The 12,057-nt window shown below is 38.8% G+C and carries 10 protein-coding genes; 8 read left to right on the top strand and 2 right to left on the bottom strand.

The window, feature by feature from the left end; all coding sequences use genetic code 11:
- Positions 1–3 precede the first annotated feature (3 nt).
- From V7K32_RS13070 to V7K32_RS13060, 3 genes are all read left to right on the top strand, one after another.
- Positions 4–1,986 (top strand): tubulin-like doman-containing protein, encoded by a 1,983-nt coding sequence (locus V7K32_RS13070; RefSeq protein WP_334993790.1) that lies wholly within the window; start codon positions 4–6, stop codon positions 1,984–1,986.
- 605 nt (positions 1,987–2,591) lie between these two features.
- Positions 2,592–3,536, top strand: coding sequence for a hypothetical protein (locus V7K32_RS13065; RefSeq protein WP_334993789.1), 945 nt, complete (start codon positions 2,592–2,594; stop codon positions 3,534–3,536).
- Between the two features lie 10 nt (positions 3,537–3,546).
- A complete protein-coding gene (locus tag V7K32_RS13060; RefSeq protein WP_334993788.1) occupies positions 3,547–4,665 on the top strand; it encodes a substrate-binding domain-containing protein in 1,119 nt (372 codons plus the stop codon).
- A 66-nt stretch (positions 4,666–4,731) separates the two neighbouring features.
- Here V7K32_RS13060 and V7K32_RS13055 read toward each other — a convergent pair whose 3' ends face one another.
- The gene (locus V7K32_RS13055) at positions 4,732–5,553 is read right to left on the bottom strand and encodes an alpha/beta fold hydrolase (RefSeq protein ID WP_334993950.1); all 822 of its coding nucleotides are present in this window, start codon (positions 5,551–5,553) and stop codon (positions 4,732–4,734) included.
- Between the two features lie 165 nt (positions 5,554–5,718).
- Positions 5,719–6,444 carry a lysophospholipid acyltransferase family protein gene (locus V7K32_RS13050; RefSeq protein ID WP_334993787.1) on the bottom strand — a complete coding sequence of 242 codons (726 nt, stop codon included), beginning with the start codon at positions 6,442–6,444 and terminating at the stop codon, positions 5,719–5,721.
- A 374-nt stretch (positions 6,445–6,818) separates the two neighbouring features.
- Between V7K32_RS13050 and metG the strand changes: the two genes are divergently transcribed.
- The 5 genes from metG (at position 6,819) to menH (ending at position 12,052) form a co-directional block, all read left to right on the top strand.
- The gene (gene metG, locus V7K32_RS13045) at positions 6,819–8,423 is read left to right on the top strand and encodes a methionine--tRNA ligase (protein WP_334993786.1); all 1,605 of its coding nucleotides are present in this window, start codon (positions 6,819–6,821) and stop codon (positions 8,421–8,423) included.
- 166 nt (positions 8,424–8,589) lie between these two features.
- Complete coding sequence (locus tag V7K32_RS13040) at positions 8,590–9,219, top strand: LabA-like NYN domain-containing protein (RefSeq protein ID WP_041565095.1); 630 nt, start codon at positions 8,590–8,592, stop codon at positions 9,217–9,219.
- A complete protein-coding gene (gene lptC, locus V7K32_RS13035) occupies positions 9,219–10,430 on the top strand; it encodes an LPS export ABC transporter periplasmic protein LptC (RefSeq protein WP_334993784.1) in 1,212 nt (403 codons plus the stop codon). Before V7K32_RS13040 ends, lptC begins: the two co-directional genes overlap by 1 nt.
- A gap of 276 nt (positions 10,431–10,706) precedes the next feature.
- Complete coding sequence (locus tag V7K32_RS13030; protein ID WP_334878485.1) at positions 10,707–11,108, top strand: metal-sensing transcriptional repressor; 402 nt, start codon at positions 10,707–10,709, stop codon at positions 11,106–11,108.
- A gap of 137 nt (positions 11,109–11,245) precedes the next feature.
- A complete protein-coding gene (gene menH / locus V7K32_RS13025; protein ID WP_334993782.1) occupies positions 11,246–12,052 on the top strand; it encodes a 2-succinyl-6-hydroxy-2,4-cyclohexadiene-1-carboxylate synthase in 807 nt (268 codons plus the stop codon).
- Positions 12,053–12,057 lie beyond the last annotated feature (5 nt).

The following is a 12,057-nucleotide window of genomic DNA, read 5'->3' as shown; positions in this document are numbered from 1 at the left end:
ATTATGGCAGATTATGTAGGTATGACACCGACTGTAGTCATAGGACTAGGTGGAACTGGAAAAGAAATATTAATAAAAATTCGTCGGATGATTGTGGAGTCTTATGGCTCTTTAGATGCTTTGCCTATTGTATCTTTTTTACATATAGATACAGAGCAGAATGCCAAAGTTTCAGAAGCGCAAACTGTTCTCAAGCAAAATGTTTCTCTCAGACCTTCTGAGCAAGTCTGGGCTAAGGTAGAGAATGCTAAGGCAATGCTAAATCAACTTTCTTCCTATGATTATTTAGCAGAATGGTTCCCCAGCCAGTTAAGAGGCACAGATTCGATTTTGGCAGGAGCAGGGCAAATTCGATCTTTGGGCAAATTTGCCTTTTCTGTTAATTATCAAACTATCAAAAATAGTTTTAACAATGCTTTAGGAAGGATTGTTGGACATGAAAAATTTTTGTTAGATAAACTCGGATTACAGCTTGATAAAGGAGTGAACATTTTTATCGTTTGTTCCCTATCAGGTGGTACTGGTTCAGGAATGGTACTTGATCTAGCTTATAACTTGCGTGATTGGGTTCCACCTTCAGCCATGCCCCAAACATCAGCTTATCTAGTCTTACCTGGAGCATTTTCAGGATTAGGCGATCGCGTCATTGCAAACGCCTATGCTGCTTTGATGGAACTCAACCATTATTCTCGTAATGATACTCGTTTTGAATGCCAATATAGTAGTAACGCATCAGATCGGATCACCTCCCAAAGTAGCCAGGATGTACCTTTCAACTTCTGTTATCTTGTTGGTAATAGTAATGATAAAGTCACCCTACCTAGTTTAAATTCCGTATTGGAAATGGTGGCTCAAAATGTATTCTTAGATTTTAGTTCAGGATTTAGCCAGTACAAAAAATTGGTACGAGATAATATCCGTAAACAATGGGCAAGTCCTGACTCTCTTGGTTATCCCCAGAGTTTTATCGCTTTCGGATTAGCTAGTATTCAGTTTCCTATTCAACGAGTACTTCAAGCTTGTGCATCCCGTTTAGCAAGGCGTGTTGTCACATGGTTGCAAAATCCCACACCAGCCCCAGGAGCTATGCGGGATTTAATTCAAACAGAAATTCTGCCTAGTCTTAATTTATCTGAATCAGACAGCCAGCACCAACTTCTTGATAGCATTAGTCTAGGTAATAACATGAAACCCTACACTAAAGAAGTTGCTGATTGGGTAGCTGGTTTACGCAAACGTCGTAACGATTTAAATATTCCTTTTGAGAATTTACAACGCTTTGTCTCGGTTGAACAAGAAAAATACAGCCCTCACTTTAATGATGGCGATACCGATCCCAGGCGTTGGAGTGATTACTTTCAAAAGATGTGGGACAATCTGAATCACCTAAAAACTCAAAAGAGGCAAGAGCTTCGCCAGCTTGTGCGTCAGATGATTGAAGACCGTTTTCGAGGCCCTAAATTTGTTCGTCAATTTCTAGAAGTTCTGTTAAAAGTATTTAATAGTTATCGGAATCAGTTTGACCAAGAACGACAAAAAACTTTCCTTCCTAAAGAAGAGTCTGCGGCTAATGCATTACAAGTTTTATTGAAACAAATAGACAATCATGCTAAACAGTTTAATCCCCTGAATAAAAAGACAGCGATCGAAGAAGATTTCAACGGAATTATGCAAGCACTTCAATCTATATACACTTCTAAAGTAGAAATAAAATCCCGAACTTTAGGAGTTTTATTATTAGATGCTATGAAGGAAGAGATTAATAGCTTACTTGTAGATTTAACTGCTTTTGATCAGGTATTGGAAACACTGGAAAATAAACTAACTGATCGAGAACAAACTTATATAGGGGAAACTGGTACACTAACTGTTAATGGAATATTACTTTATAATCCTAAAGACGTAATTCAGGCATTTAACCAAGTCTTAGAACCCACATTCCGCACTTCAAAATGTATTATCTATCTTTTCAATAAAAATTCCTAATAATGTTCAAATTATTAAGTATTAATATTGAATACCATTGGCGATTTATGTTGTTGATTTAACCATTTTTTTCCACCTATGGGAAATCTACGCATATTACACGATGAAGTGCGGAAAGTCGGTTAGAAGGAAAAATAGAGACAATATTCCAGACAGTTTCTCAAGATGTATTACAAGATTTAGGGATTCACTTATTTGATTTATACTCATTCGACCCACTGAAAGTTAAAGATATATTTGAAAGACTTTTAAATCGTTCTGTTGATGAGTTTATTGATCAATCAGAATTACAAGTTTCAACTGCTCGAAAATTTTTAGAACACTATCCGACATTAGAACAGCAAGAAGCCCAGATAAAAACTACCTTTGAAAAAAGTGAGCCTTTCTTACGTTTTAGCCAAGAACAGGTAAATCTGGGATGGGAGAATAAGATAGAAAAACGTCAAACTCTAATTGGTATTCAAGGTGGTAATAAGCCAACTGATGTAGCTGTTGCTGCAATTTTACCTCAAATTCGTAAGTCTAGTACCCTTACTGATAAAGATATTAGACCTCTAAATGATCCCCATCATATTTTCTTTGTTCAAGAAGTTGGCGCTTTTCCCTTGCGATTAATTGAAGGGATGGAAAAGATGCGAGTTATTTATCGAACTATTTCCCAAGCTGATAAAAATCCTTTGCATACTCATCAAGATTACCGTCAGTTTCAAGACATTATGCCCTCAAGCCAAGAAGAGGTGCAAGTTAAGCAAAATCTGCTTTTAGCCAAAGCATTAGGATTAATAATCCAACATGAAAATAAAGTTACAGGATTTGATGAAATCCGTTTTTCTTATCAGGATAAACAAACAGGTATCGATAAAGTACAAGTTTTAGGGGAAACTTGGCAAAAAGCTGAGGAAAACCTTTTAAATGATCAAAATCGGAAAGTAAGAGATATTTTAGCCGATTCTCTGAAAAAAATTGGCGAAAATGCCACGACTAAACCACAAAAGCAGCAGTTATATCAAAAGTTAATCGGTTGTTTGAAAGAAATAGAAAATACGTTTATTGGTGGTAAAGATAATCCTGATTATTATAAGGGTGAAGTAGCACTTGAGGAATATATCAAGCAATATAATCTGATGATTATTTCTCCCTCACTGAATTCCTCAGTAGTAACGGAAACTAATACAATTTCAGCGATTCCCCAAAATAATGAAAAACTAGAGAAGTTTAGAAAGCTAGTTATAACTTGTTATAAAAGCGGTACTCCTTCTTCTACAGAATTACAGATTGTAGAGAAATTCCGTCAAAAATATGATATTTCTCAAACTATTTCCGAGCAAATTATTGCTGAATATACTCCTAAAAAAGATATAGAAAATGCAATTCAAGAATATAGTTTAATGTATCAAGCTTTCTTAGAAAATGATCATCAAATAGACTTAGAGGAGCAAGCACATTTACTTGATCTGCAAGAGGAATTAGGATTAAGTAATGAGCAAATTGCCAAGATTGAAGCAGGTATTAAAGCAGAATCTAATGTATTAAATAATCGTCAAAATTGAAGAGGTATTTATGACTCAAAACTATAGCTATAACAATGTTAAATGTTCTAAGTGTGGACACGATCAGAATGCTTCAACTGCTCGTAAATGTGAGATTTGTGGCAACCCATTGAAAAAATCATCAGTTCCTCCGTTTGTTTTTGTAGCTTTGGCAGGACTGATAGTTGTAGCAGGTGGATATTTTGTTTTTCAAATAATACCTAAAACTCCTTCCGTATCTACTATTGCTGTACCTAATCGTCCAGTTTCAGAGCCTTCTAAACCACAGGAAATAACTAATCAACCTAGCCCTCAGGAACCTCAATCAACTCCTACAAATACTATTGAATCTACTGCTGCGCCTATTGATATATCACTACCTAATCCAACTGTATTAACTATGGACGGTAGCACAACTATGGTTACTTTAATGCAGAAGTTGCGTAATGCTTATGCTCAAATTAATCCTAATATTCCTACTATTTATGGGCAACCTGATGGTTTTCCAAAAGGCTCAACTAAAGGTATTGAAGCCTTAATGAATAACTCTGTAATTATGGCAGCAACTTCTCGTCCTTTAAAGCCAAAAGAAGCACAAGCTGGAATTCAAGTAGTGGCGATCGCTCGTGATGCAGTAGCAGTTGTAGTAGGTGTTAACAATCCTTTTAAAGGCGGTCTTACTCAAGAGCAATTAGGTCAAATCTATCAAGGTAAAATTAATAACTGGTCACAACTTGGTGGTGCAGATGCTCCGATCAAAGTAATTAATCGTGGGGCTAGTAGTGGTACTAGAGACTTCTTTCAGAGTGTGGTATTGTTAGGTCAGCCTTTCGCAGTTGATAGTGCTAATTTCATTACATTTCCTAATGATGAAACTACAGGAATACTTCGGTTACTAGGCAACGATGGAATTGGCTATGCTACGGTTTCGCAGGTTGAAAACCAACAACTGGTAAGAGTTGTACCCCTTAATGGGGTTTCACCTGTGGACAAAACTGCAATTCAAGATGGCAAGTACCCCATTAGTCGCAATGTTTACTTAGCAATTCGGAAACAGAATAGTCCTGCGATCAAACAGTTTGTAGATTTAGCATTATCTTCTCAAGGACAAAAAATTGCACAGCAATCAGATTTCATCCCTTTGAAGTGACCTTTTTGGCGATTTGCACTCGTATAAATGCGTAGTCCCAGCCCACCGTAGGCATCGCGCCTCATCCTATCCTCTCACCTCTAGCCCTTTACCTATATCAGTATTACTTTCTAAAAAGTCGTTATCCTTAAGAATTTCATAGAGATTAATATCTTGCTCAAGCAAGCAAGCATGTCCACAATGGGGCAACACCACAATCTTGGTATTTGGTAAGATATTCCCTATCCGCTTCACTTCAGTTACAGAAGGTAAAAGGCGATCGCTACCACCGGCAATCAACAAAACTGATTGAGTCAAGCGACCTAACTGTTCGTTATCAATATCAAATTCTCGCAGTAAAGACAACCGCCAATGAACGGTTTCTGGCGGTACAGAACGCATAGTTTTTAGCAGTTCATGGCGATCGCTTTGAGAAATGCGTGGCAAAGATGCTAGAAACGGCAACAACCCCAGTGCGCCAACATCATACAACTCTGATGGCACCAAGTAAGTCAGTTGAGATGCCCAATTCAACCAGGGGCGAAGGCGAAAGGAGGAAGCTGGGTTAATTAAGATAATTCGCTTAAATAAATCCGGCGTTTGGATCGCTACTTTCATTGCCAAGCAACCACCAAAGGACTCACCACACAGATAAACTGGCCTCTGGGAGCTTTTTTCTAATTCGGCGTAGATTAAGTCCAATACACTCTTCGCTAGCACATCCCAACTGTTAAGGTCTTTGCGTGGGATCGCTAAACAACGGACATCAAAGCCAGTTTCTAATCCAGCCGTTTGCGATCGCAACAATTGACCAGTTCCATCCATTCCTGGCAAATATACCAACAAGGGATACTCTGGCTTTACTCTTTTAGGAGTCAGAAAACAAGGATTTAGCTCAACTTCTTCGATAGTCATTGGTCATTAGTCATTAGTCAATGGTATAAAAGTTTTGGATTGCTGATTGTTGCTGTTACGAGCTTCGGTACTTTTGAGCAAAAATAAAAAAGGTTTCAGAACAAGCTAACTGTTAGTCGTGCAGAGAATCCAAAATTAAAAATCCAAAATCGAATGGCTCTAATAGCAACCTTGACGCAGTAAATTGCTAATTTCACCATGACAGTGTTCTGTCAGTTCAGCCACAACAGTTCTGGCTTGCTTGCCATGATATTTTTGATGATGTTGGGGCGTAATCCAATAAGGGCGACCGATTAACACTGCAACCCGACGATAAAGTACCAACGGATGCCAACCGCCTTGGTTAAATAAAGGTTCTGAAGGGTCAAATAGACTCAAAAGCCTTAAGGGGAAGCCAGAAGTGTTTACTTCTTCTAAGGAGGCGATCGCGATCGGCAAAATTGCTAAATCCTGCACATCAGCCCGTAATGCCAAATGGGCAAATCCCCGTTGAAACTCACCTAGCATGTTTGGCACAGTAAATTTCACCATTGGTACAGTTCCTTCTGGAAATACTCCCACCATCTGTTTCGACTGCAATAGCGCCTGCGACTGCGAAAAAAAGCTTTGCTGACGGTTTTGAGTTTCTTCCAAAGGAAAACACCCCAATTGACCGGTGACAATCTCCCGCATTACTGGCACTTGTCCCATGTAGTGATGGCAAGCAAAGCGAATCGGACTCGATAACGCCGCCATCAAAATTAGTGCATCCATAAAGCTGCGGTGATTGCTAACTACCAAAACGCTGGCATCCTGGGGAATGCGATCTTCGTAATAACGAAACATTTGGGTTGAAAGGGCCGCCACCAAAGCGCGAGAAATCTCCAGTGGGCTATTTCGACTCATACCTAATCAATATATTTTTCCGGTGAATATGGCAGTTTATCTTAAATTAATTTTTACATTTCTTTACTACTGCCATGACCGTCTTAAGATAGAAATATCTAATCCACATAACTAGATAGATTTTCCGGATTCGGGATTATGTATTCTCAATCACAATAATTTCTAATATAAAGTATTCAAAAAAATTATAATTAGTTAATTTCGCTCTTGTAAGCAAAAATGAGTTGAATTGATGCATATTACAAAACAATTTTTGATTTGAAAAGTTTGCTACTATTAAGGTATTATTGGAAAAAATAGAAAAAATATTGTATAATTGCTTGGTTTTTACGACAAAAAAAGTAATCCGTTTTATAAGTTAATTTTTATTTTGTATGGATCTAGTGAATAAAAAAGAATTGACATTTGCACTAACAACACCCCTATATTATGTAAACGATGTGCCGCATATAGGCAGTGCTTATACGACGATCGCAGCAGATGTAGTAGCGCGATTTCACAGGCTCTTGGGGGATCAGGTATTACTAATTACAGGTACAGATGAACACGGGCAAAAAATTCAGCGATCGGCAGAAAGTTTAGGGAAAGCACCACAAGAGTTTTGCGATGAAATTGTCCCTAGCTTCGTTAATTTGTGGCAATTATTGGATATTCAATACGATCGCTTTAGTCGGACTACTGCACCTCGTCATGAAGCGATCGTTAAAGAATTCTTTGAGCGAGTCTGGGAATCTGGTGATATCTACCAAGGACAACAAAAAGGCTGGTACTGCGTATCCTGCGAAGAATTTAAAGAAGAACGGGATCTGCTAGAAGGACACCGTTGCGCGATTCATATTAACAAAGAAGTGGAGTGGCGAGACGAGCAAAACTATTTTTTCCGCTTATCCAAATATCAAACCAAGCTGACAGAATTTTATCAATCTAGACCGGATTTTATTCAACCAGAAAGTCGGCGCAACGAAGTTCTCAGCTTTGTAAATCAGGGGCTGCAAGACTTTTCAATTTCGCGCGTAAATCTAGATTGGGGTTTTCCCGTACCAGTTGATCCCAAGCACACCCTTTATGTCTGGTTTGACGCGCTGTTAGGTTATGTAACCGCATTACTCGAACCAGATGCAGAACCGACTTTAGCAAATGCTTTAGAAACATGGTGGCCAATCAACCTGCACCTAATTGGTAAGGATATTCTGCGCTTCCATGCAGTTTACTGGCCAGCAATGCTGTTGTCGGCCGGCTTACCTTTGCCAAATCGAGTATTTGGGCATGGTTTTTTGACCAAAGATGGTCAAAAGATGGGCAAAAGTCTGGGCAATACCCTTGATCCTGTGGCGTTAGTTCAGCGCTATGGTAGTGATGCCGTTCGTTATTACTTCCTTAAGGAAATCCAATTTGGCAAGGATGGAGATTTTAATGAAGTAAGGTTCATTAATGTTCTGAATGCAGATTTGGCAAATGATTTAGGTAATTTGGTTAATCGCACCTTGAGCATGGTGAAGAAATACTGCGCCCAGAATAATGTCCCATCAATCGGCAATGAAGGAATTCCTGACGAAAATCCTTTGAAAGCAATTGGTTTACGTCTAGGGGAACAGGTAAAACAAGCATACCAAGAGCTAGTTTTCAGTGAAGCCTGTGAGGCTATCCTTTCACTGGCGCAAGCCAGTAATAAGTTTATTGATGAACAAGCTCCTTGGTCATTATATAAACAGGGACAGCAGGAATCGGTGGAAAAAGTTCTGTACGCAGTTCTAGAATCGGTTAGACTAGCAGCTTATCTGCTTTCCCCAATTATTCCCAACATCAGTAGCGATATTTATCAGCAACTGGGCTTTGGAATAAACTTTAACGATCAAATACAAAGTTCAATTACCGCTCCTTTTACCACCCATGCAACATGGGGGATACTATCTAGTAAACAACAGTTGGGTACAGCCCAGCCGATTTTTAAAAAAATAGAACCCCCGAAAAACGATTAATCCTTATCAAACTCTGATTTTGTTCAATTTCTTATTTTCTCAAAAAATTTATCGGGGCTGAACTTAAATTAGTCCCGGAACATTATCATAAGCCGCTGTGACTAGCATCTAAAAGTTGGTAATTTGTATCAAAAATAACAGGGATAATAATTGAGGTATCACAATGATGTTGAATAATTTTGAAACCGATTCAATCTTTACGCCAGAACAGGTTTTGGAGAATCGGGGCCGAGTCGCTATATTTATTGATGGCTCAAATCTATTTTACGCTGCACTGCAACTAGGGATTGAAATCGATTACACGAAGCTGTTGTGTCGATTAACTGGAGGTTCTAGACTACTACGGTCTTTTTTCTACACTGGTGTAGACCGGACAAACGAGAAACAACAGGGGTTTCTCTTGTGGATGCGTCGCAATGGCTATCGAGTCATTGCTAAGGATTTAGTGCAGCTACCAGATGGCTCTAAAAAAGCTAACCTGGATGTAGAAATAGCAGTCGATATGATGGCGCTAGTAGATTCTTATGATACCGCAGTTTTAGTTAGCGGTGATGGGGATTTAGCTTATGCGGTAAATTCAGTCAGCTATCGCGGCGTGCGGGTAGAAGTGGTGAGCTTGCGTTCGATGACCAGCGACAGCTTAATTAATGTAAGCGATCGCTACATTGATTTAGAAGCAATTAAAGAAGATATTCAAAAAACCCCTCGCCAAAGCTATCCATACCGCCCGTTATCTGGTATCGGTTTTTTGGAAGACCCAAGAACTAGTGATGGACATCTAGAAATTCAAGAATAATGGCGTATCAATTTCATCAAAGGGGGAGACAGGGCGAGAGAAAAATTAAAAATTTCTCCTCTACTCCTCCCTTTCTTATTTTACCTTTAATTTTTTTCTTGATATTTGGTTTAGTAAGCTGTGGGGGGAAATCTCCCACAGCTTCTCAACAAAATACTGCGGCTTCATCTAACAAAGATAGCAATTTGACTTTCTTTGATGTCACCTTAGAACAAGCAGATGAAGTAGGACGACCGATTTGGAAAGTCAGGGCTAAAACCGCACAATACACCAAAGAAAAACAAATCGGTCAAGCTCAAAGTCCTTATGGTGAACTATATCAAGATGGCAAAGTAGTTTACCAAATTAAGGCAGATGTCGCAGATATTGAACAAAATGGGAAGCAGTTATTTCTGAAAGGTAAGATATTTGCCATAGATCCCAGTAATGGAATTGTATTGCAAGGTAATGAATTAGAATGGCGACCCCAAGAAGATTTGTTGATTGTCCGCAAGCAGATTAACGGTAGTCATAAACAACTACAAGCTGTGGCGCAGGAAGCGCGAGTCAAAACCCGCGAACAGCGCATGGAATTTTCTGGAGGGGTAATAGCAAATTCCATTGATCCCCAGTTACAACTAAGAACCGAACATTTAATCTGGAATATTAAACAACAAAAACTGATTGGCGATCGCCCTTTACAAATCGACCGTTACAAAGATAATAAAATTAGCGATCGCGGCAAAGGAAATTCTGGCGTAGTCAACTTAAAAACGAAAATTGCCACTATTCAACAAAATGCTCAATTAGATTTACTAGACCCACCAGTGCAAATAACTAGTAACTCTATGACCTGGAACATGAACGCAGAAAGTGTCACTACCAATTCCCCCGTGCGGATGTTCCAGCGTGCCGAAAATCTTACCGTCACCGCCAATCAAGGTGAAATGAAAATACCGCAAAAAACGGTTTATTTAACAGGTAACGTCAACGCCATTGGTCAGCGTCGCCAGTCTTTGAAATCTAATACATTAACTTGGTATTTAGACAATAAGTTAGTTGAAGCTCAGGGAAATGTAGTTTATCGACAAGTTGACCCCCCGTTAAATTTTACAGGTGAAACAGCCGTTGGTAATCTCCAAACAGAAAATATTGTTGTTAAAGGCGGCACTTCTAGCGGTAGGGTAGTAACAGAAATCATTCCCCAAGAAAGAGCCAATCGTCAGCAGTAGAGTTAGGGGAGTGGGGAGTGGGGGGATGAGGGGGATGAGGGAGTAGAGGGAGATGAGGGAGTGAGGGAGAAGAATTAATAATCAATAGACCTCTTGCAAAATTCCTTAATACCCCACCCCCAACCCTTCCCCAAAGCATCGGGGAGGGGAGACAAAGGTACGCTTTGTCGGGGTGAGGTTCTTATTTTTGATTTATGCAAGAGGTCTAATGCCCGATTCCCCACTCCCCACAACCACTAGGCTAGGATTTTAGTAATACATGTCTTTTGATAACCCATGAATGGATCAAAGCGATTAGGCAAGGAATCCTTGCCAATATCCCAACAAGCAGAACATTTGCACCATCACGATACAGACCACGAGCATACAGATCATACTCATGACGCTGGAGAATCGGCTCATGCTCACGTCCATAGCGAAGAGTCATTACGGCGAATTGCCAATCGATTATCGCGGATAGAAGGACATGTTCGTGGCATAAAAACAATGGTGCAGCAAAATAGCCCTTGTCCTGATGTTCTACTGCAAATTGCGGCAGTGCGAGGCGCATTAGATAAGGTAGCGCGAATTGTTTTGGATGAACATTTAACTGAGTGTATTGCTAGAGCTGCACAAGAGGGTAATATTGACGTTGAAATTAAACAGTTAAAAGCTGCTTTAGATCGATTTTTACCTTAAGAATTAGAAAAATAAAAAATTAACTAGCACCACTACGCATTTTGTAAAGATGCGAAATTTGGTGTATTGACTTAGGCAGAGGTTTATTTATGCCAAAATGAACATAAGTATCTTCCGTGTATTAGAAAGGCGACGTTTTGGCATTATCTAAGTTTAACTATTCTTTAAATGTCAATATAAACAAACCTCTAATTCTTTTATTGCACGGCTTCATGGGAAACATTAATGAATTTGATGAAGCTCTAAAAGTGCTAGATGAAGATTTTTCTTATCTCACCCTTGATTTACCCGGACATGGTAAAACCAAACTTTTAGGAAGTGATGAATACTATAAAATACAACCTACTGCTCAAGCAATAATTAATTTATTAGATGAATTAAAAATAGATAAATGCTACTTAATTGGTTATTCAATGGGCGGAAGATTGGCTTTATATCTAACTCTAGATTTTCCAGAACGTTTTATTAAAGTTGTATTAGAATCAGCTTCCCCAGGTTTAGCAACAGAAGCAGAACGATTAGAACGAGTTAGACGTGATGCTCAAATAGCTAGAAAATTAAGCAGAAGTATTATTCAAACTGATTTTGCTGCTTTTCTTTCAAATTGGTACAATCAACCAATTTTTGGTTATATAAAAAATCATCCAGAATACGATCGCATGATAGAAAGTCGGTTGCAGAATAATCCGTACGAATTAGATAAATCATTGCGCTTCATGGGAACTGGATATCAACCTTCTTTGTGGCAAAAGCTACAAGAAAATAAAATTCCTCTGCTCTTACTAGTGGGTGAATATGATAAAAAATTTATATCTATTAATACAGAAATGGCTCAACTCTGTGAAGCCCAAATAAAAATAATTAGTAATGCTGGACATAATATTCACTTTGAAAATACCTTGGCATTTGTGGATAATATCAAAGATTTTTTCTATGCAGCTTAAAAATT

The sequence above is a fragment of the Nostoc sp. genome, from assembly GCF_036917635.1.
Lineage (GTDB): Bacteria > Cyanobacteriota > Cyanobacteriia > Cyanobacteriales > Nostocaceae > Nostoc.
Note: the sequence above shows the minus strand (reverse complement) of the source record. Positions and strands in the feature narration are given on the sequence as shown.

What these genes read in the sequence shown, in the direction of transcription:
- V7K32_RS13070 (WP_334993790.1), top strand. Translation starts at nt 4, where the DNA reads ATGGCAGATTATGTAGGTATGACACCGACTGTAGTCATAGGACTAGGT.
- V7K32_RS13060 (WP_334993788.1), top strand. Translation starts at nt 3,547, where the DNA reads ATGACTCAAAACTATAGCTATAACAATGTTAAATGTTCTAAGTGTGGA.
- V7K32_RS13050 (WP_334993787.1), bottom strand. Translation starts at nt 6,444, where the DNA reads ATGAGTCGAAATAGCCCACTGGAGATTTCTCGCGCTTTGGTGGCGGCC.
- metG (WP_334993786.1), top strand. Translation starts at nt 6,819, where the DNA reads ATGGATCTAGTGAATAAAAAAGAATTGACATTTGCACTAACAACACCC.
- V7K32_RS13040 (WP_041565095.1), top strand. Translation starts at nt 8,590, where the DNA reads ATGTTGAATAATTTTGAAACCGATTCAATCTTTACGCCAGAACAGGTT.
- lptC (WP_334993784.1), top strand. Translation starts at nt 9,219, where the DNA reads ATGGCGTATCAATTTCATCAAAGGGGGAGACAGGGCGAGAGAAAAATT.
- V7K32_RS13030 (WP_334878485.1), top strand. Translation starts at nt 10,707, where the DNA reads ATGAATGGATCAAAGCGATTAGGCAAGGAATCCTTGCCAATATCCCAA.